Genomic DNA, 25,943 nt, shown 5'->3' with positions numbered 1-25,943 from the left:
GGCTCCCTTCGGTCATGCGCCGTATGCGAGCGCGAGCAGCACGCGCGCGACGAGCGCCCCGACGCCGACGGCAAGGCCGAAGATCAGCAATGCCTGCAGCAGCCGGTTGGTACGTTTCTGCTCGACGAGGATCTGACGCATCAGGTCCTCGCTCGCCGCGCGCGGTGCGTCGTGGTGCGCCGCCATCGCGTGGTGGATCAGGCGCGGCAGTTGCGGCAGCGTCTTGCTCCACTGCGGCGCTTCGACCTTGAAGCGCTCGTACCAGCCGCGCAGGCCGATCTGCTCGGTCATCCAGCGCTCGAGATACGGCTTCGCCGTCTTCCACAGGTCGAGTTCAGGATCGAGGGAACGGCCGAGCCCCTCGACGTTCAGCATCGTCTTCTGCAGCAGCACGAGCTGCGGCTGGATCTCGACGTTGAAGCGGCGCGACGTCGAGAACAGACGCATCAGCACCTGACCGAGCGAGATGTCCTTCAGTGCGCGGTCGAAATACGGCTCGCACACCGCGCGGATCGCGCTTTCGAGCTCCTCGACGCGTGTCTCGGGCGGCACCCAGCCCGATTCGAGGTGCAGCGTCGCGACGCGGTGGTAGTCGCGCTTGAAGAAGGCGAGGAAGTTCTGCGCGAGGTAGTTCTTGTCGAAATCCGACAACGCGCCGACGATCCCGAAATCGAGCGCGATATAGCGGCCGAACGTGTTCGGATCGAGGCTCACCTGGATGTTGCCCGGGTGCATGTCCGCATGAAAGAAACCGTCGCGGAACACCTGCGTGAAGAAGATCTCGACACCTTCGCGCGCGAGCTTCTTGATATCGACGCCGGCCGAGCGCAGCGTCTCGACCTGGCTGATCGGCACGCCGGTCATGCGCTCCATCACGAGCACCTGCGACGTCGAGAAATCCCAGAACATCTCGGGCACGAGCAGCAGGTCGAGGCCCGCGAAGTTGCGGCGCAGCTGGCTGCCGTTCGCGGCCTCGCGCATCAGGTCCAGCTCGTCGTGCAGATACTTGTCGAATTCGGCGACGACTTCGCGCGGCTTCAGGCGCCGGCCGTCTGCCCACATGCGCTCCGTCCACGTCGCGATGTCGCGCATCAGCGCGAGGTCCGAATCGATCACCGGCAGCATGTTCGGGCGCAGCACCTTGACCGCGACGGCCTTGCCCGCGTGCACGCCCTGCTTGAGCTTCGCGAAGTGCACCTGCGCGATCGACGCGCTCGCGACCGGCTCGCGCTCGAATTCGTCGAACAGCTCGTCGACCGGCGCGCCGAGCGACTTCTCGATGATCGCGATCGCGACCGCCGAATCGAACGGCGGCACCTGGTCCTGCAGCTTCGCGAGTTCGTTCGCGAAATCGACCGACAGCAGGTCGCGGCGTGTCGACAGCACCTGGCCGAACTTCACGAAGATCGGGCCGAGGCTTTCGAGCGCGTGACGCAGCCGCACGGCGGGCGGATCGGAATAGCGGCGGCCGATCGTCGTGATCCGCAACAGCAGCTTCACGCGCCGGTCGTCGATCCGGGACAGCATCACTTCGTCGAGGCCAAAGCGGATGACGGTATAGACAATCTTGATGAAACGGAAAATGCGCATGCCCTGCGGCCCTCAGTGCGCGCCGCGCGGGCCGGAACCCGTGCGCGCGCCGATTTTTTGTTCGAGTCGCTCGACCCGCTTTTCGACCCGCGCGAGCGCATCGCGCGCACGCGCCAGTTCGGCGTCGAAACCGCCGAGCACCGTGCGCCGGACGACTTGCGGGTTTTCGTCGAGCCAGTATTCGGCGACGGAATCGAGCACGTTGCGGCCGGTGCGGCGCGCGCGCGCGCCGGCGTCGCGCACGACCGTCGCGATCCGGTGCGCCGCCGCGTCGCCGACCAGCTTCGCGAGATCTTCCTCAGGTTCCCAGCGCAGGTGCTCGGCCAGCTTCGCGATCTGCGTCGCGAACTCCGCGTTCCCCTCGATCTTCACGTGCTTCATCACGGCCGCCTGGCCGCCCTGCAGGAATGCGGCGACGGTGTCGCCCGCGAGTGCGATCGACACGTCGACGTGTTTCGCATCGTGCGCTTCCACAGCGGACAGATAGCCGTCGGGCTGCACGAGCAGCGTCAGCGTGACGGGCGGCACGTCGAGCCGGGCGGTCTTGCCTGCGTAGGGGATCAGGCGGTCGCGCGCCCACGATTCGCGCGCGAGCAGGTGATTGACAGCAGCAGCAAAAGGCTTGGCGGCAAAGGTCATCGGGCTGGGAAAGAAAAAACCCGCGCGGGCCGGGCGCCCACGCGGGTTTCTATTGTAACGTCGGATCGTCGGTAGACCGCGGCCAACCGCACACCCAGGCGGCAAGCGGTCGCAGTGCGGCAGCCGTCGACCAGGCATCCGGCGGCGCGGGCCGCCGGTCACGCTCAATGCGTGTTGAGTTGCTGGATGCCCGCGAGCAGCCAGCCCTGACTGCCCGACTTCGACAGGTTCCACACCTCGTCGAACGGTGCGGCCGACGCATTCGCCGATTCGCGGATCAGCCCGTGGAAGCGCACGCTCGCCGACTGCTCGATGCCGCGATCCTCGATCGCGACCAGCTCCGCGTCGAGCTGCACGACGTCGGTCTGGTTCGACTCGTTGCCGCGCGAATCGAGGTCGATCTTGATCTCGGCGAACATTTCGGGCGTCGTGAACTCGCGGATGTCGGCCAGGTTGCCCTGGTCCCACGCGGCCTGCAGGCGCACGAAATAGACCTTCGCGCTGCGCAGGAACGCTTCGGTGTCGAAGCCCGCCGGCACCTGCAGCGGCGCGGCCGCCATCGCACCCGCCGCGCCGGCGGCGGCTGCGCCGCCGCCGAACACGCCTTGCGCTTCGTTCGCATAGCTGCTGCCGCTGCCGGCATAGTTGTTACCGGTGCTGCCCTGCTGGAACGACGGGCTCTGCGAGTAGCCGCCCGACGACGATGCCGAACCGCCCACCGAGTACGCCGGTTCGTGCGGGCGGCGACGGTTCATGAACTTGCGGATCAGCCAGATGCCGACCATCGCGAGCAATGCGATCACGATGACGTTCGCCATCATGCTCGCGAACGCGCCGCCCAGGCCGAAGTGCGACAGCAGCGCCGCGATGCCGAGGCCGGCCGCGAGACCGGCGATCGGCCCGAGCCAGCGCGAGCGGTTCGGCTGCGCGGCCGGAGCCGGTGCGGCCGGGTTCGCGCGCTGCGCCTGCGCCGGCGCGGCCTGCTGCATCGGCTGCTGCGCAGGCGGCGTAGCTTGGCGCTGCGTGACGGTGGAGTTTTGACGGCCGATGCTGCGCCCGCCGCCCATGCGCTTGGCTTCGGCATCGAGCGATGCGAACGTGCCGGCCGTGAGCAGGCCGACCATCAGCAGCGTGCCGACCCGTCGAGCCCACGGCTTCGACGGCTTGCTACGGTTGAACAACGAACGCGATTCGGACATCACTTTCTCCAGATGTAAGGCGAATGTATGGAAAGAACCCCTTAGTACTTGGTTCCCATGTGTAAAGCTACCACGCCACCTGACAAATTGTAATATTTGACGGCGTCGAGGCCCGCTTGTTCCATCATCGTCTTCAGCGTGTCCTGATCGGGGTGCATCCGGATAGATTCAGCAAGATACCTGTAACTTTCAGCATCTTTCGCGAACTTGTCGCCAAGCCACGGTAATACTTTGAAAGAATACAAATCGTACGCTTTTTTCAGCGGATCCCAGACTTTCGAGAATTCCAGCACCATCACGCGGCCGCCGGGCTTCGTCACGCGCCGCATCTCGGCGAGCGCGGCGTCCTTGTGCGTCATGTTGCGCAGCCCGAACGCGACCGTGACCACATCGAAGTAGTTGTCCGGAAAGGGGATTTTCTCGGCGTCGCACAGCAGCGACGGCGTCACGATGCCCTTGTCGAGCAGCCGGTCGCGGCCGACGCGCAGCATCGATTCGTTGATGTCGGTGTGCCAGACCTCGCCCGTCGGGCCCGCCGCCTTCGCGAACGCCTTGGTCAGGTCGCCCGTGCCAGCCGCGATGTCGAGCACCTTGAAGCCGGGGCGCACGTTCGCCTGCGCGATCGTGAACGCCTTCCACGCGCGGTGCATGCCCGCCGACATCAGGTCGTTCATCAGATCGTAGTTGCTCGCGACCGAATGGAACACACCCGCCACTTTCTTCGCTTTTTCGGTTTCCTCGACGCTTTCGAAGCCGAAGTGGGTTTTGCTCATCGCGTTGATCCTCAGTTAATGGCAAGACGGCGCCGATCGGGCGCCGTCGATTTCAGTGGCAGTGGCCGTGCGGCGCGGGGGCCGCCTGCATCGGCGCGTCGCGCTCGACGCCCGCCGCCTTCAGTTTGTCGAAATAGTCGCGCCACAGCGCGTCCTGCTGCGTCGCCAGTTCGTACAGCAGATCCCACGAGTAGATGCCGGTCGAATGGCCGTCCGAGAACGTCGGCTGCAGCGCGTAGTTGCCCACGCCCTCGAGCGCGGTGATCGTCACTTCGCGCTTGCCCGTCTGCAGCGTCTCCTGGCCTGGCCCGTGGCCGCGCACCTCGGCCGACGGCGAATAAACGCGCATCAGCTCGAACGGAATCCGGTAGCTCTCGCCGTTCGGGTACTGCAATTCGAGCACGCGCGACACCGCGTGCACGACGACGCCGGACGGAATCGGCGTCGTGGAAGTCAAACCGCTCATGGCTGCCTCGAATCTGTCATGCGTTGAATTTCCTCGCGCACCGCATTGTGCAGCAGCGAGGCCTGCGCCGCGCGCGCGCGCAGCAGCGCCTCCGACACGCTGCGCTGGCGCGGCGCCCAGACGGGCTGCGGGAAATGGGCGTCGTTGGAGAAGCGCGGGATCACGTGCCAGTGCACGTGCGGCACCATGTTGCCGAGGCTCGCGAGATTCACCTTGTTCGGCTGCATCACGCGGCGCACTGCCCGTTCGACCGCGTAGACCACGCGCATCAGGTGTGCCCGCTCGGGTTCGCCGAGATCGGAGAACTCGGCCACGTGCGCGCCCCAGATCACCCGGCAGAAACCCGGGTAGTCGTGCTCGCCCGTCGCCAGCACGACGCGCAGCGCATCGTCCTGCCAGAGCACCTCGCCGCCGTCTTCACGGCAAAACACGCATTCCATCGTCGCTCCCATGTGGACGGGCGCCGGCGCTTCAGCGCAGGCGCCCGCTCTCATCCTTGGCCCGGCCGGGCGGTCGTCATGCCCGCATTAGACCAGCACGCGCTCGATCCCGCCATTGTTCGCGTGTGCGACATAGTCGGCCATCCAGTTCTCGCCGAGCACCTGGCGCGCGATCTCGACCACGATGTAGTCGGCCTCGATGTTCGCATCCTCGTTGTAGCGCGACAGCCCCTGCAGGCACGACGGGCAGCTCGTCAGGATCTTCACGTCCGGGCCGCCGTTCGCGGCCGGCGCCGGTGCGCTCGCGCCGTCGGCGACGACCGGGATGCTGCGCAGCTTCGCGGCACCCTTGCGGATCTCTTCTTCCTTGCGGAAGCGGACCTGCGTCGACACGTCCGGGCGCGTGACCGCGAGCGTGCCCGATTCGCCGCAGCAACGGTCGTTCTTCTCGATCTTGTAGCCGTCCTTCTCCGTGCCCATCAGCTCGTTGACGAGCTTGACCGGGTCCATCGTCTTGATCGGCGTGTGGCACGGGTCGTGATACATGTAGCGCGTGCCCGTCACGCCGTCGAGCTTCATCCCCTTCTCGAGCAGGAACTCGTGGATGTCGATGATCCGGCAGCCCGGGAAGATCTTGTCGAATTCGTAGCCGGCGAGCTGGTCGTAGCAGGTGCCGCACGACACGACCACCGTCTTGATGTCGAGGTAGTTCAGCGTGTTCGCGACCCGGTGGAACAGCACGCGGTTGTCGGTGACGATCTTCTCGGCCTTGTCGTACTGCCCCGAGCCGCGCTGCGGATAGCCGCAGCACAGGTAGCCCGGCGGCAGCACGGTCTGCACGCCCGCCTCCCACAGCATCGCCTGCGTAGCCAGTCCGACCTGCGAGAACAGGCGCTCGGAGCCGCAGCCCGGGAAGTAGAACACCGCTTCCGAATCGACGGTCGTCGACTTCGGGTTGCGGATGATCGGCACGATCTTGTTGTCCTCGATGTCGAGCAGCGCGCGCGCCGTCTTCTTCGGCAGGTTGCCCGGCATCTTCTTGTTGACGAAGTGGATCACCTGCTCGACCACGGGCGGCTTGCCGACCGTCGCCGGCGGGTGCTGCGTCTGCTTCGTCACGACCTTCTTCAGCATGTCGTTCGCGAAGCGCTGCACCTTGTAGCCGACGCCCATCATCACGCTGCGCGCGGCGTTGATCGTCTGCGGATTGGTCGCGTTCAGGAAGAACATGCCCGCCGCATTGCCGGCGTTGAATTTCTTCTTGCCCATCTTGCGCAACAGGTTGCGCATGTTCATCGTGACGTCGCCGAAGTCGATCTTCACCGGGCACGGCGTTGCGCACTTGTGGCACACCGTGCAGTGGTCGGCCACGTCGTTGAACTCGTCCCAGTGCTTGATCGACACGCCGCGGCGCGTCTGTTCTTCATACAGGAACGCCTCGACCAGCAGCGAGGTCGCGAGAATCTTGTTGCGCGGGCTGTACAGCAGGTTCGCGCGCGGCACGTGCGTCGCGCACACCGGCTTGCACTTGCCGCAGCGCAGGCAGTCCTTCACCGAATCGGCGATCGCGCCGATGTCGGACTGCTGCATGATCAGCGACTCGTAGCCCATCAGCCCGAAGCTCGGCGTATAAGCGTTGCGCAGGTCGGCGCCTTCGAGCAGCTTGCCCTTGTTGAAGCGGCCGTTCGGGTCGACGCGCTGCTTGTACGCGCGGAACTCGGCGATCTCGTCGTCGGTCAGGAACTCGAGCTTCGTGATGCCGATGCCGTGTTCGCCGGAGATCACGCCGTCGAGCGAACGCGCGAGCGTCATGATGCGCGCGACCGCCGCGTGCGCGTCCTGCAGCATCTCGTAGTTGTCGGAGTTGACCGGCAGGTTCGTGTGAACGTTGCCGTCGCCCGCGTGCATGTGCAGCGCGACGAACACGCGCCCGCGCAGCACCTGCTTGTGGATCGCCTGCGCCTCGTCGAGGATCTGCTTGAACGCGCCGCCGTTGAAGATCGCGCGCAGCTCCGCGCGGATCTCCTGCTTCCACGAGATGCGCACCGTGCGGTCCTGCGTGACGTGGAACACGGTCGCGCCCGGCTGATCGTCCGCCCGATCGGCGAACTTCTCGGCGAGCGCCTCGTAGCCGAGCTGCACGAGATAGTGCTGCGCCTCGCGCAGCGGCTGGTCGAGCCGGTCGCGCACGAATTCCCAGCGCGCACGCACGCGCTTGAGCAGCTCCAGCGCCTGTTGCACGCGATCCTCGAGCAGTTCGGCGCTCGGGATTTCATTCGCGTCGTCGGTCTTGCCGAGCGGCAGGTTGCCGGCGCGGAAGAACGCTTCGAGCGCGTCGACCAGCTGCAGCTTGTTCTTCAGCGACAGCTCGATGTTGATCCGCTCGATGCCGTCGGTGTACTCGCCCATCCGGTTCAGCGGGATGACGACGTCCTCGTTGATCTTGAACGCGTTCGTGTGCTTCGCGATCGCGGCCGTGCGGCTGCGGTCGAGCCAGAAGCGCTTGCGCGCCTCCGCGCTGATCGCGACGAAGCCTTCGCCGCTCTTGCCGTTCGCCATCCGGATCACTTCGGACGTCGCGTGCGCGACCGCATCGGCGTCATCGCCGACAATGTCGCCGATCAGCACCATCTTGGGGAATGCGTTGCGCTTGCTCTTGGTCGCGTAGCCGACCGCGCGCAGATAGCGCTCGTCGAGGTGCTCGAGGCCCGCGAGAATCGCGCCGCCCTGCTTCGACGTCTCGAACAGGTAATCCTTGATCTCGACGATGCTCGGGATCGCCTCGCGCGCCTGGCCGAAGAATTCGAGACAGACGGTGCGCGTGTGCGCGGGCATCTTGTGCAGCACCCAGCGCGCGGACGTGATCAGCCCGTCGCAGCCTTCCTTCTGCACGCCCGGCAGGCCGGCGAGGAACTTGTCGGTGACGTCCTTGCCGAGGCCTTCCTTGCGGAACCGGCGGCCTTCGATTTCGAGCATCTCGCTCTTCAGCAGCTTCTCGCCCGGCGCGTACGCGCCGTCGAACCACTTCAGCTCGAAACGCGCGACCGCGATGTCGTGGATCTTGCCCTGGTTGTGCTCGTGGCGCGTGACTTCGAGCCAGTTGCCGTCCGGGTCGACCATCCGCCACCAGGCCAGGTTGTCGAGCGCGGTGCCCCACAGCACGGCCTTCTTGCCGCCGGCGTTCATCGCGACGTTGCCGCCGATGCACGATGCGTCCAGCGAGGTCGGATCGACCGCGAACACGTAGCCGGCCGCCTCGGCCGCCTCGGTCACGCGGCGCGTGACGACGCCCGCACCGGAGAAGATCGTCGGCACCTTGTGCGCGACACCCGGCAGCTCGGTCAGCTCGACCGCGCCGAGCTGTTCGAGCTTCTCGGTATTGATCACCGCGGAGAACGGCGTGAGCGGCACCGCGCCGCCCGTGTAGCCGGTGCCGCCGCCGCGCGGGATCACGGTGAGGCCGAGCTCGAAGCAGGCCTTGATGAGGCCGGCGATCTCGGCTTCGGTATCGGGGGTCAGCACGACGAACGGGTATTCGACGCGCCAGTCGGTCGCGTCGGTGACGTGCGACACGCGCGACAGCCCGTCGAAGCGGATGTTGTCCTTCTGCGTGCAGCGGCCGAGCGCCTTGGTCGCGCGGCGGCGCAGGTCGGCCATTTTCTCGAATTCGTCGGCGAACTCGTTGACCGCGCGCTGCGCGGCGGCTTCGAGCATCTCGACGCGTCCCGCACGTTCGCGGCCCGCGTCGTCGCGGTGCTCGGTCAGGTCGGCGCGACGGCGCTTGCCGATCTCGGTCAGGCGGTGATTCAGCGCCTCGATCAGCAGCGCGCGGCGCTTCGGGTTGTCGAGCAGGTCATCCTGCAGGTACGGGTTGCGGCGCACGACCCAGATATCGCCGAGCACTTCGTACAGCATCCGTGCCGAGCGGCCCGTGCGGCGTTCGGCACGCAGCTCGTCGAGCACCGACCACGCCTCCTCGCCGAGCAGACGGATCACGATCTCGCGGTCGGAGAAGGACGTGTAGTTGTAGGGAATCTCGCGCAGACGGGGCGCGGGGTCGGCGGCGACGGCGGCGGCCGCGCCATTCGGATCGAAAACTTGTGGTGCGTTCATGTTCGGACGACTCGGAGGGCCGATACCCCGTGCACGGGCGTCGGCAAGCGCGTGGGCGCAATCTTGGGGAAATCTGTTCTGGTGCCAGGCGCGCGACTATCTCGCATGGGGCCGGAGCGGGTCTGAACTCACCGTTCCGGGCCGGCGGGGCCTGGCGGCACTCGGAGCCATCAGCACGATCGCGCGCGGCGCGCATGCCGCTCCGCCGCGGGGCTGGCTGCGCGCGGCGTCGGCTTCAACGGGGCGATCCGAGGGTGCCTCTGCATCTTCCGATCCTTGATTCAAAACGGAATTCTAACCCATGATCGGCCCGCCCGTGAGACGCCGGACAGCGCGTGGGGCTTTCGCCGCAACCCGCGCCGGGCATGCTTCGGCGCGATTTCGCGCCCGCATTCGCCGTCCGTCCGGTCGGTAACCATGCGGTTAAACCGGTAAAAAAGAACACTCCGAGCGGCAAACATGCCCGCCGGCGCGGTTCCGCGACCGTATGCCCGGCATGCCGCTTGCGTGCGGACGGACCCTTGGCGCTATCATTGATCCTTTACCGTCTGCTTCCGCACTGCACGCGAGCGCCCATGGCATCCCACGATTACCTGAAGAAAATCCTTACCGCGCGCGTCTACGACGTCGCGCTCGAGACGGAACTCGAATCCGCCCGCAACCTGTCGGCCCGACTGCGCAACCCCGTCTACCTGAAGCGCGAGGACAACCAGCCGGTGTTCTCGTTCAAGCTGCGCGGCGCGTACAACAAGATGGCGCACATTCCGGCCGACGCGCTCGCGCGCGGCGTGATTACCGCATCGGCCGGCAACCACGCACAGGGCGTCGCGTTCTCGGCGGCACGGATGGGCGTCAAGGCGGTGATCGTCGTGCCCATCACGACACCGCAGGTGAAAGTGGACGCGGTGCGCGCGCACGGCGGCCCGAGCGTCGAGGTGATCCAGGCGGGCGAGTCGTACAGCGATGCTTACGCGCACGCGGTCAAGGTGCAGGCGGAGCGCGACCTCACGTTCGTCCATCCGTTCGACGATCCGTACGTGATCGCCGGCCAGGGCACGATCGCGATGGAAATCCTGCGTCAGCACCAGGGGCCGATTCACGCGATCTTCGTGCCGATCGGCGGCGGCGGGCTCGCGGCCGGCGTGGCGGCCTACGTCAAGGCGGTGCGGCCGGAAATCAAGGTGTTCGGCGTGCAGGCCGAGGATTCATGCGCAATGGCGCAGTCGCTGCAGAAGGGCGAGCGCGTCGAGCTGAGCGAGGTCGGCCTGTTCGCGGACGGCACCGCGGTGAAGCTCGTCGGCGAGGAAACCTTCCGGCTCTGCCGCGAATTCCTCGACGGCGTGCTGACGGTCGACACCGACGCGCTGTGCGCGGCGATCAAGGACGTGTTCCAGGATACGCGCAGCGTGCTCGAACCGTCCGGCGCGCTCGCGGTCGCGGGCGCGAAACGCTACGCGGAGCGCGAAGGCATCGAGAACCAGACGCTCGTCGCGGTCACGTCCGGCGCGAACATGAACTTCGACCGGATGCGCTTCGTTGCCGAACGCGCGGAAGTCGGCGAGGCGCGCGAAGCCGTGTTCGCCGTCACGATCCCCGAGGAGCGCGGCAGCTTCAAGCGCTTCTGCTCGCTCGTGGGCGACCGCAACGTGACCGAGTTCAACTACCGGATCGCCGATGCGCAATCCGCGCACATCTTCGTCGGCGTGCAGATCAAGCGGCGTGACGAATCCGCCGAGATCGCCGCGAACTTCGAGTCGCACGGCTTCAAGACCGTCGACCTGACGCACGACGAGTTGTCGAAGGAACACATCCGCTACATGGTGGGCGGCCGCTCGCCGCTTGCGCTCGACGAACGCCTGTTCCGCTTCGAATTCCCGGAGCGGCCGGGCGCGCTGATGAAGTTCCTGTCGTCGATGGCGCCGGACTGGAACATCAGCCTGTTCCACTACCGCAACCAGGGCGCGGACTACAGCTCGATCCTCGTCGGGCTGCAGGTGCCGCAGGCCGATCGCGCCGAATTCGAACGCTTCCTCGCGGCGCTCGGCTATCCATATGTCGAAGAGAGCGCCAATCCGGCTTACCGCCTCTTCCTGTCGTAAAGGCTTCGCGCAATGAATCCCGAACACTCCCCGCTCGGCAAGGCCACCGTCTACGCAGCCCAGTACGACGCGTCGCTGCTGTTCCCGATCCCGCGCGCGGGCGCTCGCGAGCAGCTCGGCATCACGGCCGCGCTGCCGTTCTTCGGCACCGACATCTGGAACGCCTACGAGCTGTCGTGGCTGAATGCGCGCGGCAAGCCGCAAGTCGCGGTCGCGACCTTCTACGTGCCGGCCGAATCGCCGAACATCGTCGAATCGAAGTCGTTCAAGCTGTATCTCGGCTCGTTCGCGCAGTCGAAGTTCGACTCGATCGACGCGGTGCGCGACACGCTCAAGCGCGACGTCTCGGCCGCATGCGGCGCGAGCGTCTCGGTGCAGCTCGTGTCGGCGCACGATTTCGGCAAGCTCGAGATGGAAGAGCTCGACGGGCTGTCGCTCGACCGGCTCGACCTCGACACCGACGTGTACGAACCCGATCCGTCGCTGCTGTCGGCGGCCGAGGACGAAGCGCCGGTCGAGGAAACGCTCGTGTCCGATCTGCTGCGCTCGAACTGCCCGGTCACCGGCCAGCCCGACTGGGGCAGCGTGCAAATTCACTACGTCGGGCCGCAGATCGATCACGCGGGGCTGCTGCGCTACATCATCTCGTTCCGCAACCACACGGGCTTTCACGAGCAGTGCGTCGAGCGCATCTTCCTCGACATCCTGCATGCGTGCAAACCGGTGAAGCTCGCCGTCTATGCGCGCTATACGCGCCGCGGCGGGCTCGACATCAATCCGTTCCGCACCAACTACAACCAGCCGATGCCGGACAACGCGCGGACCGCGCGGCAGTAACACCGACCCGCCGGAAACGAAACAGCCCCGCCGGCTCGCGTCGACGGGGCTGTTTCACTGTGCGCAGGGGATTGCGCGGGTGCGTTACTTCGCCGGCGCCTTGTAAGCGATGCAGTCGACTTCGACCTTGCAGTCGATGACCATGCTCGACTGCACGCATGCGCGTGCCGGCGGATGTTCGCCGAAGTACGACACGAACACCTTGTTGAACGATGCGAAATCGCGCGCGTCGTCGAGCCACACGCCGCAGCGCACGACGTGCTCGAGGCCGTAGCCGGCTTCCTTCAGGATCGCGATCACGTTCTCGATCGTCTGCTTCGACTGCGTGACGATGCCGCCTTCGACGACCTCGCCGTTCACCATCGGCGTCTGGCCCGACACGTACAGCCAGCCATCGGCCTCGACCGCACGTGCAAACGGCATCACCTGGCCGCCCGTGCCCTTCGCTTCGCCCACGCCATATCGCTTCATCGTTTCACTCCTTGTATGTCGACCGCAGCCCGCGCGTCAGCGCTGGCTCCGGCCCATGCAACGCACGGTTGCGGATGCGCGCACCGACGACGGCACGCGCGGCAGATCGGAACGACGACCGCGCTCAGAACGCGGCGTCGGCACTCGCCGGCACGCGCTCGCCGCGCGCGACGAAGCCGCCGGCGCGCTCGCCGGTCGGCTGGCCGTTTTCATACGTGAGCACGCCGTTCACCCACACCGCGTCGATCCCGTGCGCGGGCTGCTGCGGCTTCTCGAACGTCGCGGCATCGATCACACGCGCCGGATCGAACAGCACGAGATCCGCGTGGTAGCCGACATGCACTTCGCCGCGCCGCGCGATCCCGTAGCGGCGCGCGGACAGCGACGTCATCTTGCGGATCGCCTCCTCGAGCGGCAGCAGGTTCGTGTCGCGCACGTAGTGGCCGAGCACACGCGGGAATGCGCCCCACAGCCGCGGATGCGGCAGCGGATCGTTCGGCAGGCCGTCGGAGCCGACCATCGTCGCCGGATGCGACAGGATCCGCCGCACGTCGTCCTCGGACATGTTGTGGTACACGGCGCCCGCCGGGCGGATGCGTTGCGCGGCTTCCTGCTCGGTCACGCCCCAGTCGGCCGCGATCGCCTTCAGCAGCTTGCCCGCCACCTCCGGGTGCGGCTCCGACCACGTGATCGTGATGTCGATGTCGCCCGTCACCTGCTTCAGATCGAGCGTCGACGAGCTGCGGCTGTACGGATAGCAGTCGCAGCCGACCGGCTGGTAGCGGCGCGCGCCTTCGAGCGACGCGAGCACTTCCGTGCTGCGCCCCCAGTTCGACGGACCCGCGCACTTCAGGTGCGAGATCACGACCGGCACGCGCGCATGGCGGCCGACCTGGTACGCCTCTTCCATCGCGTCGAGGATCGCGTCGAACTCGGTGCGCATGTGCGTCGTGTAAAGCGCGCCCGCGTTCGCGAGCGGCTCGGCGAGCGCCATCACCTCTTCGGTCGGCGCCGCGAACGCGGAGCCGTACGCGAGGCCCGACGACAGCCCGAGCGCGCCGTTCGCGAGCGCCTCCTCGAGCTGCGCGCGCATGCCGGCGATTTCGCCGTCGGTCGCCGCGCGATCGAGGCGGTCCATCTGGTTGTTGCGCAGCGCGGTGTGCCCGACGAGCGCCGCGACGTTCACGGCCGGACGCGCGTCGTTCACGGCCGCGACATAGGCGGCGAAGGTCGGGTACTGGAACGCGCCGCGCTCGCCGAGCAGGTTCATCGGGTCGGGCGGATCGCCCGCGAGCGTCACCGGCGACGCGCTGATCCCGCAGTTGCCGACGATCACCGTCGTCACACCCTGCGAGATCTTCGGCAGCATCGCCGGCGCGCGGATCACGTGCGTGTCGTCGTGCGTGTGCACGTCGACAAAGCCCGGCGCGAGCGCGCGGCCGTTCGCATCGACGACGGTCTCGGCAAGCCAGTTCGACAGATTGCCGATCGCCGCGATCACGCCGTTGCGGATCGCGACGTCGCGCGTGACGGGCGGCGCGCCGGTGCCGTCGTACAGCTGCGCGCCGACGATCAGCGTATCGGCGGCTTCGGGATGCGAATGCATGGTCAGTCTCCTACCGGTTGACGGTCTCCGCCGCCGCGGTGCGCATCGAGCGCATGCTTGATGCGGCGCAGCGATTCTCGGCCCGCATCGCCGAGCCGCAATGCGACGCCGGTGACGAGCACGTCGATCGCCATCATCATCGCGTAGCGCGATGTCGAAGGCTTGTAAATGAAATCGGTTTCGAACGCGACGACCGGGATCAGGTGGTCGGCGAGCTTCGCGAGCGGCGAAGCCGGCGCGGTGATCGCGATCAGCTTCGCGCCGTAGCGCTTCGCGAGACGGCAGCTCTCGAGCAGCTCGGGCACGCGCCCGCTCACCGACAGCGCGACGACCACGGCGTCGCGCGACAGCGTTGCCGACACCATCCGCTGCAGCAGGCTGTCCTGGTAGGTCGCGACCGGCCGGCCGAAGCGCACGAGCCGAAAGCGCAATTCGTCGGCGAGCGCCGTCGAGCCGCCGCCCTGCCCGTACACGTAGATCATCTTCGCGCCGGCGAGCAGGTCGGCCGCCGCGTCGAACGACGTGTTGCGCAGCAACTGGTGGTTGTGCGCGAGTGCCACGCGGATTTCGTCGTAGACGACCGATGCGGGGCTCGCGTCTTCTTCCGGATGCTCATCAGCCGGCACGAGAAAGCGCTGGCCGACGGCCGCCGCCTGCGCGACGAGCACCTTCAGTTCGCGCACGTCGCGGCAGCCCACCGCCTTTGCGAAACGCGTGACCGTCGCGACACTGACTTCCGCGTCGCGCGCGAGCGCGCCGATGCTCGCATGCGCGGCGCGCGCGAGATCGGCGAGGATGAATGCGGCGACCTTGCGTTCGGCCTCGCGCAACTCGGGCGCACATTCGGCAATCCGCGCGACGATGTCGAGGACCGGCTGGGCGACCGAAGCCGGTTGCTCGGCTGCGAACGGAGCGGACGGGGTAGCGTGCGAATTCATCTGCTGAAAAGTGTGTGGCGCCTCATGTTACTAAATAACATCACCGCGCAGATGCTACTTTCTGTACCATCTGCGTGTCAACTTCAGTGCAATGCATAGTGATGATGGAGCGGGATGACATGAAAGTTACAAACTATCAGGAACCGACAATCAATCCGTTGGGCAAGGGCCTCGGCAACCTGCCGAGCGCGAGCGTGCCGCTCGACGACGCGGGCCGCCTCGAGTGGAACCTGCTTGCGGAGGACGTCAGCCTGCCGGCCGCCGTGCTGTACGCGGATCGCATCGAACACAATCTGAACTGGATGCAGGCGTTCGTCCAGCAGTACGGCGTGAAGTTCGCGCCACACGGCAAGACGACGATGGCGCCGCAACTGTTCCGCCGCCAGCTCGACGCCGGCGCATGGGGCATCACGCTCGCGACCGCGCACCAGACGCAGGCCGCGTATCACGGCGGCGTACGGCGCGTGCTGCTCGCGAACCAGCTGGTCGGCCGCCAGAACATGACGATCATCGCTCAGCTGCTGTCCGATCCCGAGTTCGAATTCTTCTGCCTCGTCGATTCGGCCGACGGCGTCGACCAGCTCGGCCGTTTCTTCGGCGACGCGAAGAAGACGCTGAACGTCCTGCTCGAGCTCGGCGTGCCAGGCGGCCGCGCCGGTGTGCGCGACGCCGCGCAACGCCAGGCCGTGCTCGACGCAATCGCGCGCTATCCGGACACGCTGAAGCTGGCCGGCATCGAACTCTACGAAGGCGTGCTGAAGGAGGAAGGCGAGATCCGCACGTTCCTGCAGGACGCGGTCGCGCTCACGCGAGAGCTGGCCGAAGCCGGCCGTTTCGCGCGCACGCCGGCGATCCTGTCGGGCGCCGGGTCGGCGTGGTACGACGTGGTCGCGGAGGAATTCGCGAAGGCATCCGACGCCGGTTTCGCGGAAGTCGTGCTGCGTCCGGGCTGCTACCTGACGCACGACGTCGGCATCTACAAGAAGGCGCAGACCGACGTGTTCGCGCGCAACCCGATCGCCCGCAGGATGGGCGAAGGGCTGCTGCCGGCGCTGCAGCTGTGGGCGTACGTGCAGTCGGTGCCCGAGCAGGATCGCGCGATCATCGCGCTCGGCAAGCGCGACGCGGCGTTCGACGCGGGCCTGCCCGAGCCGGCGCGCCACTTCCGCCCGGGCCGCGACAGCGCGCCGCGCGATGTCGCCGCGAGCGAAGGCTGGGCCGTCACCGGGATGATGGACCAGCACGCGTACCTGCAGATCCCGCCGGGCGCGGACGTGAAGGTCGGCGACATGGTCGCGTTCGACATCTCGCACCCGTGCCTGACGTTCGACAAGTGGCGCCAGCTGCTCGTCCTCGATCCGCAGTTCCGCGTGACGGAAGTCGTCGAAACCTTCTTCTGAAGCTCCGCGCACACCGCCCTGCCGCCGCGCGGGGCGGCCGTCACGCGCGCTTCAAGCGGCCGGAGTACACTGCGCTTTCGTCCTCGGGGCCGCTTCGCCGCCGCAGCGCCGTCTGCCGTATGCGGCGCGAACGGGCCCTCAACGCTGTTGAATGGAGAAAGCCATGGCCGCGAAGAAGATCCTGTTCCTGACCGGCGATTTCGCCGAAGACTACGAAACGATGGTGCCGTTCCAGGCGCTGCAGGCCGTCGGCCATCACGTCGATGCGGTCTGCCCGGGCAAGCGCGCGGGCGACAAGGTCAAGACCGCGATCCACGATTTCGAGGGCGACCAGACCTACACCGAAAAGCCCGGCCACAACTTCACGCTGAACGCGACGTTCGACGATGTCGATGCGTCGGCCTACGACGCGCTCGCGATCGCGGGCGGCCGCGCGCCCGAGTACCTGCGTCTCGATGCGAAGGTGATCGCGCTGGTGCGCGCGTTCGCCGAAGCCGGCAAGCCGATCGCCGCGATCTGCCATGCGGCGCAGCTGCTCGCGGCCGCCGACGTGATCCGCGGCAAGCGCATCTCGGCCTACCCGGCCTGCGCGCCGGAAGTGAAGCTCGCGGGCGGCGAGTACGCGGACATCCCGGTCGATGCGGCCGTGACCGACGCGCCGTTCGTCACCGCACCCGCGTGGCCCGCGCATCCGGCATGGCTCGCGCAGTTCCTCACGTTGCTGGGCACGCGCATCGAGCTGTAGACGAAGCTGAATGAAATGAAGTGAAACGCCGGCCAGCGGCGGGTTCGCGCCACCCGCATGCCGTGCCGGTCAGGATCGGTCGACGGGGCGCGCCCCGTCGTGCCGCTTCCGCCCGGCCGTTCAGTGCTGCGCCGGCGTCGAGCCGACTTCCGCAATCCGCGACTCCAGCATCGCCAGCGCACCCGACAGCGCGGTCAGCACGTCGTCCGGCAGTTGCGCCATCGTCTGGTCGAGAAACGCCTTGCGGCGCGGCAGGCACGCGTCGAACGCGGCGCGGCCGTCTTCGGTCAGCGTGACGTTGGTCACGCGGTTGTCGCGGGCGTCGGACGCGCGCTCGATCCAGCCGAGCGCGTCGAGCGATTTCAGCTGGCGCGTGAGCGCGCCCGGATCGATGCGCAACACCTCGACGAGCTTCTTCTGCGACGAATGCCCGCCCATCGTGTGCAGCGCGACCATGATGCGCCAGCGGGGCATCGGCTGCCCGACGTGCGTTTCGAACGCGCTCATGAATGCGCGATACGTGCGTCCGAATTGCTGCAAGATCGCGACGCGGTCCTGTTCTTCCATGCGCTGATGTCTACTCGTTCAATCGGTGAATCGTTCAATCGGCCGCGACATGCGGTTCGATCTTGCGCCGCAGCGCGATCGGCGGCACGCGGCGACACTGCCACACCGACACCACGGCGACGACGGCCGCCATCGCGACCCCCAGGTGAATCGCGCCGACCAGCGATTCGCGGGCCGCTTCCAGCAGCAGCGCGCCATTATGCCCGGCGCGGGTCAGTTCCGCGACGAGACCACCCTGCGCGGCGCGGTCGATCAGGATCTGCGGATCGGCGAGTTGCGCGTGCCACTGCAGCGCGTGGTCGCCCGACAACGCATCGCGCACGCCGCTCGAATACATCTGGTTGACCAGCGTGCCCGTCAGCGCGGTGCCGATCATCCCGCCGACCATCCGCAGCGACTGCAGCAGCGCCGTCGCGATGCCGAGGTGCTCGCGGCCGGCCGTCTGCTGCGCGAACACGGTGAGGTTCGGCAGCACGAAGCCGAGGCCGATGCCGCCGGCGACCATCAGCGCCATCAGCACCCAGGTCGGCGTCGTGTGCGTCGACACGACGATGCCCGCGCACGCGATCGCGAACAGCACGAAACCGACGTGCAGCATCGTATTCGGATTGCGGATGCGCGTGACGACGCGGCCGTTCATGATGCTGCCGATCGTGATGAACACGACGAGCGGCGTGATCACGAGCCCCGCCTCCTTCGGCGACATTCCGAAGCCGCCCTGGAACAGCAGCGGCGCGTAGAACAGCAGCGAGAACATCGAGAAACCGGCAAGGATCGCGAGCACGAACAGCGCCGACAGCGCGCGGTTGCCGAACATGTCGAACGGCAGAATCGGCTGCGTGCAGCGCTTTTCCCAATGCCACAGGCCGACGCCGGCGCCGACCGCGACGACCAGCAGCAGCGACGCCCAGCTCATGACGCCATACTTCGGCAGCCATTCGACGAACAGCTGGAGCGCGCCGAGCGACAGCGCGATCAGCAGCGCGCCGGGCCAGTCGAGCTGCATCTTGCGGTCGTGCTCGACATGGCGCAGATGCGGCAGGTAGCGCCACACGAAGAACAGCGACAGCAGGCCGACCGGCAGGTTGACGTAGAACACCGAGCGCCAGCCGAACGACTGGGTCAGAATCCCGCCGAGCGACGGCCCGACCGCGTTCGCAATGCCGAACGCGGAGCTCATCAATACCTGCCAGCGCAGCCGCACGACGGAATCGGGAAACAGGTCCGGAATGCACGCGAACGCGGTGCCGACCAGCATCCCGCCGCCGATCCCCTGCAGGCCGCGCGCCAGCACCAGGAACAGCATGTCGTTGGCCATCCCGCACAGCACCGACGCGCCGGTGAACACGACGATCGACACGATCACGAACGGCTTGCGGCCGTAATAGTCGCCGAGCCGGCCGAAGATCGGCACGGTGATCACGGAACTGAGCAGATACGAGGTCGCAACCCACGCATACAGGTCGAACCCCTTGAGCTCGGCGACGATGGTCGGCAACGCGGTGCCGACGACCGTCTGGTCGAGCGCGACGAGCATGGTGACGAACGAAATCCCGATCATCGCCAGCAGCGATTCACGGAACGGCAGGACTTGCCCGCTCGAATGGTGGGCGGCAGTATGGACGGCCATTTTTTGTTGATGCAACTTTTGACGAGTCAAACAATCTCAAAATTCTAGCACGCCGGAGTAATCTAGGCTGGCGACGGATTTGGGGCCTATGGCCGCCAGGGAGAAAGATGGAACCGATTTCAATCACGCCTGCCGCGACGCTGTCGCCGGACGACCAGGACGCCTTGCGGCGCGCGAAACAGGTGCTGGAAAGCCCGTCGCTGACGATGAAGCTGACGGGCGTGCTGGGCGCGCCAGTCGAGAAGATGATCGCACGGCTGCCCGACTTCGCGACCGGCAAGATCAACGACGCGACGCAGCTTGCGCTGCGCAAGTGCCTGAACATCGCGCTGCGCACGCTCGGCAAGCCGCAGACGCCCGATGCCGAGCCGGACAAGCCGAGCAACCTGCTGCACAAGCTCGCGGTCGCGACGACCGGCGCGGCGGGCGGCGCGTTCGGTTTCCTCGCGCTGCCGGTCGAGCTGCCGGTGACGACCACGCTGATCTTCCGCTCGGTGTGCGACATCGCGCGCAGCGAGGGCGAGGACCTGGGCTCGGTGGATACGCAGTTGCAGTGCCTGGCCGTGCTCGGCATGGGCGGCAACGCGGACAAGCGGGAAGAGGACGCCGATCTCGGCTATTTCGTGCTGCGCGGCGCGCTCGCGCAGGCGATTTCGAAGGCGTCGTCCGACATCACGACGAAAGGGATCGCCGCGCACAGCTCGGCGGCGGTGTTCAAGCTCGTGCAGACAGTGGCATCACGCTTTTCGTTACAGGTCACCGAGCAGATGGCCGCGAAGTCGATCCCGGCGATCGGCGCGGTGCTCGGCGCGACCGTCAACACGCTGTTCATCGACCACTTCCAGCAGATGGCGCACGGCCACTTCACCGTGCGCCGGCTCGAGCGCAAGTACGGCCCGGTCGCCGTGCAGGCCGCGTATCAGGCGATCGACGGCTCGCCCACGCGCTGAACCGCCCGCTCGACCGCGACGCGGCGCAGGAACGCGGCCGCACGGTCGAGCGCGTCGCGCGACTCCGGCACCATCGGCGTGTACAGCTGCCACACGTGCGGCATGTCGGGCCACACCTCGATCTCCACCGGCACGCCGGCCGCCTTCGCGTTGTCGGCGACACGGCGTGAATCGTCGAGGAGCACCTCGGTGCTGCCGGCCTGGATGAAGAGCGGCGGCAGCCCCGTGAAGTCCGCATAGAGCGGCGACGCGTACGGATGCGTCGCCGATTCGTCTCCGAGATACAGCTTCGCTGCCTTCGGCAGCGCCGCAGCCGCGAACATCGGGTCGAGGCCGTCGTTGCTGCGCATCGTGTCGCCGGTGCCGGCCAGGTCGGTCCACGGCGAGAACAGGATCGCGCCGGCCGGCAACGGCTCGCCGCGATCGCGCAGCGCGACGAGCGTCGCGAGCGCGAGGCCTCCGCCCGCCGAATCGCCGCCGAACACGATTGACTCGGGCGGCGTGCCGAGCGCGAGCAATTGCCGGTACGCGGCCAGCGCGTCGTCGAGCGCGGCCGGGAAGCGGTTCTCGGGCGCGAGCCGGTAGTCGAGCGAGAACGAGCGCACGCCCGCGCGCTTCGTGAGGCCGAACACGAGCGGCCGATGGGTCTTCGTCGAACAGAAGTAGTAGCCGCCGCCGTGGAAGTACAGCAGCGTGCGGCCGGGCCCGCGAGCGGCGACCGCATCGGTGCGCTCGAGCCATTCGCCGCGCAGCGGCGCGTCGCCGGGACCGTAGCATTCGCGCAGCCGGTAGCCCGACGGCGCGCGACGCGGCACGATCATTCTCAGGTCGGTAAAGCGCCGCGCGCGGGCAGGATCGAGCACCGGGCGCGTGGTCTCGGGACGAAACTGCCAGCGCAGCAGCCAGCACGCGAACTTGCTTTGCCAACTCATCGAACACCCACTCCGTCGTCGCAGTGTGACGATGGTACGTGCGATCGTCGCCGCGCTGCTCGACGGGAGCCTCTATATCAAACGCCGGCCTCAGTTCGCCGGCATCATCTGGCCGCGGATCTCGCCGGACGGATGCTCCTTCGTGTGCACGTTGAAGTACCACTTGCCGCCCATCAGGTCGGTCACTTGCGAGTCGGTGAGCTCCTTCGAGCCCTTGATCGGGCTCGCGAGCGCGTCCTTCGGGATCGGTACCTGCACGCCGGCGTTCTGGCCGACCGGCGCGGGCCCGTGGAAATGCGCGGCGGTAGCCGGCCCCGTGAGGTGTTCGTAAGTCACCGTCCACTGCAGCATGTGGGTGGCCGTGTCGTAGGTCGCATCGACGGCGCCGGCGCCCTTGGTCGCGGTGGGCGGCACTTCGCTCGACGGCTGCAGGCTGGCGGACAGGCGCACCGTTTCGGCGGCGGCACTGCCGGCGGCCAGGACGCCCGCGAGCAACGCCACCTGGAGCAAACGCAGCTTCGGCATGAATCCTCCTTGTACGACGGGGTACGCCGCCCGGACGGGGACGTTCCATGATGGTAGTCGATCGCCGCCGATCCGGCACCGCTGCGTCGCTCGCCAGCCTGACGGAACCTGGAAGAGACCTTTGCAGCGGGAGCCCTGAATCCGCACGCGGCCTTTCGCTACACTTCGTCTCACAGTTGCTTGTTTCCTTCGTCCGAAGGAGTCTGCGAGTATTCACGCGGCCATCCGGCCGCGTTTTTTTTGCCCGTGCCCGGGTGGCGTGCACGCATCGTCGGGCACGCTCCGCTTCGCGGGCCGTCAAGCATCACGAATCAATTGTCGCCGCGGCGATCGAGTCCGACGTCGCAGACACCGCGCCCTCACGCGCGATAGCCCGGATCGATCCGATCGACGATGCGCTGCAACGCGTCGAATGCGTCCTGCCCCGCGCCGTGCTTCGGATCGAAGTTGAGCGAATCGCGCACGCAGCCCTCGAGCACCGGCGGCGCGATCGGCAGTGCGTCGCCGATCGCGTGGGTCGCGACCTGCACCTCGCACGCGCGATTGAGCAGCCACATCAACGAGAAGGTCTGCGCGAGCGTCGCGCCGATCGTCACGGGCCCATGGTTGCGCAGCAGCAGCACGGGCCGCCCGCCGGCGCTCTCGACGATGCGCCGCCCCTCCTCCAGATGCACGGTGATGCCCTCGAAGTCGTGATACGCGATCTTCCCGTACAACTGCGCCGAATAGAAGTTCGAGAACGACAGCCCGTCGCGCGAGCAGCACACGGCCATCGTCGGCGTCGTGTGCACGTGCATCACGCAGTGCGCGTCGGGCAGCGCCGCATGGATCGCGCTGTGGAACGTGAAGCCGGCCGGATTGATCGGCCAGTCGGAATGGCCGGTCACGTTGCCGTCGATGTCGATCTTCACGAGGTTCGACGCGCATACCTCGCGGTAATGGAGCCCGAACGGATTGATCAGGAAATGGCCGTCCTCACCCGGCACGCGCAGCGAGATATGGTTGTAGATCAGCTCGGTCCAGCCGAGATGGTCGAAGATCCGGTAGGCGGCCGCGAGCTGCACGCGCGCCTGCCATTCGGCTTCGGAAAAGCGGGCGGGACGCGTGAACGGCTGGTTCGGTACACGTTGCATGGGGCACTCCGGTTGCGGGCGCGGCGGCCGCGCGGGCGGCTCGCGCAACGTCCCTCGTCTCCTGGCGGCGCACGCAGCGCGCCGGTGCGTCAAGCGCAGGCGCGTGCGCGTGCGCTGCGTCGTTCGGCACCGCCGCGGCCCGCATTGCGCGAGCCGTCAGACGGCACCCGTCACGATACGAATATCGTTGCGCGCACAACCATATCACCTTTCCCCGCGCGCCGGTATCGCGGGTTTGGCCCGAGCCGTTCCGGCCCTTACAACTGGTCGTCGACCGGCAGCAGCATGAAGAGGCCGGTCATCAGGTTGCGCATCAGCCCGGCATGCGGATCGACGTGATAGGTGGCCGGTTCGTCGTTGTCGGTGCCGGTCCACACGAGTTCGGGCGTGCCTCCGCCCGCCGGCGTCGCGAGGCTCACGCGGTAGCTTTCGTCGGGCTGCGTCACGCGCGCGAAGATCGTCGCGGCCTGCTGCGCGATCGTCGGGCTGTGGATCACGAGCGCGAGTTCCGTATTCAGGTGCGCGGAACGCGGATCGAGGTTCAACGAGCCGATCACGAGGATCTTGCGGTCGATCACATACGCCTTCGCATGCAGGCTCGCGCGCGAGCGTGAGCCGAACAGGCCCGCACGCGGCGAGTTCGGCCGCGCCTTGAATTCGTACAGTTCGACACCGTGAAGCAGCAGCGGCACGCGGTACGGCGCGTAGCCGGCCTGTACGGCGACCGCGTCGGTCGCGGCGAGCGAATTGGTCAGGATCGCGACGCGCACGCCGCGCGCGGTCGTGTCGCCGAGGATCTTCACACCCGCGTCGTGCGGCACGAAATACGGCGAAAACGCGAGAAATTCCTGCTGCGCGCCGCGCGTCAGTTCGACGAGGCGCTGCATCGGCGGGCTCACGTACGCGTCGGTCGGACGCATGACCTTGTCCGGTGCGTCGACCTTGAATTCGGCGGGCGCCCACACGAGCTCGAGCTCGTCGCGCGCGATCTGCTGCGCGAGCGGCGTCGCGTTCAGCGGCTTCGCGTTGTACGGATCTGCGTTCTTGCGCCAGTGGTCGCGCAGCTCGTCGCGCATCGCGTCGAGATCCTTCGGATCGAACGTCTGATGATTCAGCACCCGCAGCGGATAGCTGCTCGCGCTTGCCCAGTAGTCGTCGAAGCTCGTCGAGATGTCGTTCGTCACGGGGCCGGCCGCGAGCACGTCGAGATCGCGGAACTGCAGCGTCGGGCTCGCGCTGAAGTATTCGTCGCCGAGATTGCGGCCGCCGACGATCGCGATCTGGTTGTCCGCGATCATCGCCTTGTTGTGCATCCGCCGCGTAAACCTGTCGATTCGCGTCAGGGAGTTGGCCGTGCGCTCGATCATTCCGTACCGCGACGCGCCGAACGGGTTGAACACGCGAATCTCGATCTTCGGGTGCGTATTCAGCGCGGCCATGACGCGGTCGATGTCGCGGAAATTCAGGTCGTCGACCAGCATCCGTACACGCACGCCGCGATCGGCCGCATACAGCGCCGCGCCGAGCAGCAGTTTGCCGGTCGTGTCCTCGGTCGCGATGTAGTACTGCATGTCGAGCGTCTTCGTCGCCGCGCGCGCGAGCGCGATGCGCATCTGCAGCGCGGTCGCGCCGTCGGGCAACAGCCGGAAGCCCGATTGCCCCGGATGCGCCGCTTCCGGCGCGGCCAGCGCGTTGCGCAGCGGCGTCGCGGTATCGGTCGGCAATGCGTGCGAGACGGGGCGATCGAGCGTGGTGGCGGGCGGATGCGTCGCGCAGGCGGCGACCAGCGACAGCAGCGCGCAGACGGCGAGCGCACGGGCCGGGCGGCAGGCGGCGCGCCACGACAGCGCGGCCGGCGCGCGCCGGATCAAAGACGTAAGCACGGAAACTTCCTCGACAGGCGGATCAACGGGTCCGCAAACGCCGCAGCGTGCGGCTGACGGGTGGCTCCGGTCGATTCTAGTGGGCGCCCGATGAACCGGTCAATCGCGCGGCTCGCGCATGCGGCGCCGTGCAACCGCTACGCGCGCCGCCGGCGAGGGCATCCAGGAACGGCAGCCCGCGGCTCGGCCGCCGGACAGGCCTGCGGCACCCATGGTCCAACCAATCTCAGGGCGTATCGCCGCTTCGCTCGAAGTGGCTGCGCACATAGTCGATATGGGTCTGCATCGCGGTGCGCGCCTCCTCGGGCCGGTGCGCGCAGATCGCCTCGCAGACCACCCGGTGCTGCAGCAACAGCAGCTCGGACGCCTGCTCGTCGTGCGTCGTCATCCCCGCGACGTTGATCGAGATGTGCTCGCGCAGCATCCCGATCACGCTCGTGTGCAGGTGCAGGAACATCGTGTTGTGCGACGCCAGCGCGATCGCCTCGTGCAGCTTCGCGTCGGTCGATGCCTCGACGGCCGCGTCGTCGTTCGCGTGCGCGGTCTCGAGCTCGCGCAGCAGCGTACGGATCCGGCGCCGATCGTTCGCATCCGCGCGCAGCGCGGCGAAATACGCGGTCGCGCCTTCGAGCACGCGACGGAATTCGAGTATGTCGTCGCGCAGCGCCGGGTGGTCGGCGACCAGTTGGCCCCACGGCGATGCAATGCCCGCGCGCAACTGGTCCGTCACGTACACGCCCGCGCCGCGCCGGCTCTGCAGCAGCCCGCGCGCGACGAGCCGCTGGGTCGCCTCGCGCACCGTATTGCGCGCCACGCCGTACTGCTGCGCGAGCACGCGCTCGGCCGGCAGCCGCGCACCGGCCGGCCAGGTGCCGTCGAGCAGCGCCGTCTCGATCTTGCGCATCACCACTTCGGTCCGGCCCCGTGCCGTCATCGCCGCCATCGCCGTCTCTCCATCGGAATACCCGCCGTGCCGATTGGCCCAACCAATTTGAGCTACGGCGCCG

At 67.4% G+C, this 25,943-nt stretch carries 22 protein-coding genes; 5 read left to right on the top strand and 17 right to left on the bottom strand.

Going from position 1 to position 25,943, the window contains the following annotated elements:
• Positions 1-12: 12 nt before the first annotated feature.
• The 7 genes from ubiB to DIE08_RS02385 all read right to left on the bottom strand — a co-directional run bounded on the left by ubiB (position 13) and on the right by DIE08_RS02385 (position 9,220).
• Positions 13-1,590, bottom strand: a complete 1,578-nt coding sequence (gene ubiB, locus DIE08_RS02415; protein WP_124621295.1) for a ubiquinone biosynthesis regulatory protein kinase UbiB — start codon at positions 1,588-1,590, stop codon at positions 13-15.
• Between the two features lie 12 nt (positions 1,591-1,602).
• Positions 1,603-2,229, bottom strand: a complete 627-nt coding sequence (locus DIE08_RS02410) for an SCP2 domain-containing protein (RefSeq protein ID WP_124900918.1) — start codon at positions 2,227-2,229, stop codon at positions 1,603-1,605.
• A gap of 164 nt (positions 2,230-2,393) precedes the next feature.
• Entirely contained in the window at positions 2,394-3,428 is a 1,035-nt protein-coding gene (locus DIE08_RS02405; RefSeq protein WP_059607667.1) for a Tim44 domain-containing protein, read from the bottom strand.
• A gap of 41 nt (positions 3,429-3,469) precedes the next feature.
• Complete coding sequence (ubiE, locus tag DIE08_RS02400; protein ID WP_124900917.1) at positions 3,470-4,201, bottom strand: bifunctional demethylmenaquinone methyltransferase/2-methoxy-6-polyprenyl-1,4-benzoquinol methylase UbiE; 732 nt, start codon at positions 4,199-4,201, stop codon at positions 3,470-3,472.
• Between the two features lie 52 nt (positions 4,202-4,253).
• Positions 4,254-4,667 carry a gamma-butyrobetaine hydroxylase-like domain-containing protein gene (locus DIE08_RS02395; RefSeq protein WP_011886002.1) on the bottom strand — a complete coding sequence of 138 codons (414 nt, stop codon included), beginning with the start codon at positions 4,665-4,667 and terminating at the stop codon, positions 4,254-4,256.
• Complete coding sequence (locus DIE08_RS02390) at positions 4,664-5,107, bottom strand: HIT family protein (RefSeq protein WP_059607671.1); 444 nt, start codon at positions 5,105-5,107, stop codon at positions 4,664-4,666. The genes DIE08_RS02395 and DIE08_RS02390 overlap by 4 nt, the downstream gene beginning before the upstream one ends.
• An 87-nt stretch (positions 5,108-5,194) precedes the next feature.
• The gene (locus tag DIE08_RS02385; RefSeq protein WP_059607673.1) at positions 5,195-9,220 is read right to left on the bottom strand and encodes a DUF3683 domain-containing protein; all 4,026 of its coding nucleotides are present in this window, start codon (positions 9,218-9,220) and stop codon (positions 5,195-5,197) included.
• 575 nt (positions 9,221-9,795) lie between these two features.
• Here DIE08_RS02385 and ilvA point away from each other — a divergent pair.
• Both ilvA and queF read left to right on the top strand, forming a co-directional pair.
• Complete coding sequence (ilvA, locus tag DIE08_RS02375; protein WP_059607674.1) at positions 9,796-11,319, top strand: threonine ammonia-lyase, biosynthetic; 1,524 nt, start codon at positions 9,796-9,798, stop codon at positions 11,317-11,319.
• 12 nt (positions 11,320-11,331) lie between these two features.
• Complete coding sequence (gene queF / locus DIE08_RS02370) at positions 11,332-12,156, top strand: NADPH-dependent 7-cyano-7-deazaguanine reductase QueF (RefSeq protein WP_059607677.1); 825 nt, start codon at positions 11,332-11,334, stop codon at positions 12,154-12,156.
• 84 nt (positions 12,157-12,240) lie between these two features.
• Here the strand turns inward: queF and DIE08_RS02365 are convergent, their stop codons facing one another.
• From DIE08_RS02365 to DIE08_RS02355, 3 genes are all read right to left on the bottom strand, one after another.
• Complete coding sequence (locus DIE08_RS02365; protein WP_006751946.1) at positions 12,241-12,627, bottom strand: RidA family protein; 387 nt, start codon at positions 12,625-12,627, stop codon at positions 12,241-12,243.
• Between the two features lie 124 nt (positions 12,628-12,751).
• A complete protein-coding gene (locus DIE08_RS02360; protein WP_124900916.1) occupies positions 12,752-14,233 on the bottom strand; it encodes an amidohydrolase family protein in 1,482 nt (493 codons plus the stop codon).
• Positions 14,234-14,235: 2 nt separating this feature from the next.
• Entirely contained in the window at positions 14,236-15,171 is a 936-nt protein-coding gene (locus DIE08_RS02355) for a MurR/RpiR family transcriptional regulator (RefSeq protein WP_124900915.1), read from the bottom strand.
• A gap of 119 nt (positions 15,172-15,290) precedes the next feature.
• Between DIE08_RS02355 and DIE08_RS02350 the strand changes: the two genes are divergently transcribed.
• Positions 15,291-16,571 carry an amino acid deaminase gene (locus tag DIE08_RS02350; protein WP_059607683.1) on the top strand — a complete coding sequence of 427 codons (1,281 nt, stop codon included), beginning with the start codon at positions 15,291-15,293 and terminating at the stop codon, positions 16,569-16,571.
• Between the two features lie 163 nt (positions 16,572-16,734).
• Positions 16,735-17,316, top strand: coding sequence for a DJ-1/PfpI family protein (locus DIE08_RS02345; protein WP_059607685.1), 582 nt, complete (start codon positions 16,735-16,737; stop codon positions 17,314-17,316).
• 120 nt (positions 17,317-17,436) lie between these two features.
• Here the strand turns inward: DIE08_RS02345 and DIE08_RS02340 are convergent, their stop codons facing one another.
• Both DIE08_RS02340 and DIE08_RS02335 read right to left on the bottom strand, forming a co-directional pair.
• Positions 17,437-17,883, bottom strand: coding sequence for a MarR family winged helix-turn-helix transcriptional regulator (locus tag DIE08_RS02340; protein ID WP_059607688.1), 447 nt, complete (start codon positions 17,881-17,883; stop codon positions 17,437-17,439).
• Between the two features lie 34 nt (positions 17,884-17,917).
• Positions 17,918-19,513 carry an MDR family MFS transporter gene (locus DIE08_RS02335; RefSeq protein ID WP_059607690.1) on the bottom strand — a complete coding sequence of 532 codons (1,596 nt, stop codon included), beginning with the start codon at positions 19,511-19,513 and terminating at the stop codon, positions 17,918-17,920.
• Positions 19,514-19,620: 107 nt separating this feature from the next.
• Here DIE08_RS02335 and DIE08_RS02330 point away from each other — a divergent pair, with 107 nt between their 5' ends.
• On the top strand, positions 19,621-20,463 hold the full coding sequence (locus DIE08_RS02330; RefSeq protein WP_124900914.1) for an EcsC family protein: 843 nt from the start codon (positions 19,621-19,623) through the stop codon (positions 20,461-20,463).
• On the opposite strand, the gene DIE08_RS02325 is transcribed toward DIE08_RS02330, so the two are convergent.
• From DIE08_RS02325 to DIE08_RS02305, 5 genes are all read right to left on the bottom strand, one after another.
• Positions 20,433-21,395: an alpha/beta hydrolase gene (locus DIE08_RS02325; RefSeq protein ID WP_124621283.1), complete on the bottom strand. Its 963-nt coding sequence runs from the start codon at positions 21,393-21,395 to the stop codon at positions 20,433-20,435. The genes DIE08_RS02330 and DIE08_RS02325 overlap by 31 nt on opposite strands.
• A gap of 90 nt (positions 21,396-21,485) precedes the next feature.
• Entirely contained in the window at positions 21,486-21,920 is a 435-nt protein-coding gene (locus DIE08_RS02320; RefSeq protein ID WP_059607696.1) for a CHRD domain-containing protein, read from the bottom strand.
• A 359-nt stretch (positions 21,921-22,279) separates the two neighbouring features.
• Complete coding sequence (locus DIE08_RS02315) at positions 22,280-23,053, bottom strand: class II aldolase/adducin family protein (RefSeq protein ID WP_059607698.1); 774 nt, start codon at positions 23,051-23,053, stop codon at positions 22,280-22,282.
• Between the two features lie 257 nt (positions 23,054-23,310).
• A complete protein-coding gene (locus DIE08_RS02310; RefSeq protein WP_124900913.1) occupies positions 23,311-24,936 on the bottom strand; it encodes a phospholipase D family protein in 1,626 nt (541 codons plus the stop codon).
• Positions 24,937-25,162: 226 nt separating this feature from the next.
• Positions 25,163-25,879 carry a FadR/GntR family transcriptional regulator gene (locus tag DIE08_RS02305; protein WP_059607701.1) on the bottom strand — a complete coding sequence of 239 codons (717 nt, stop codon included), beginning with the start codon at positions 25,877-25,879 and terminating at the stop codon, positions 25,163-25,165.
• Positions 25,880-25,943: the final 64 nt, after the last annotated feature.

It is taken from the genome of Burkholderia sp. Bp9004, assembly GCF_003858025.1.
Lineage (GTDB): Bacteria > Pseudomonadota > Gammaproteobacteria > Burkholderiales > Burkholderiaceae > Burkholderia > Burkholderia diffusa.
Note: the sequence above shows the minus strand (reverse complement) of the source record. Positions and strands in the feature narration are given on the sequence as shown.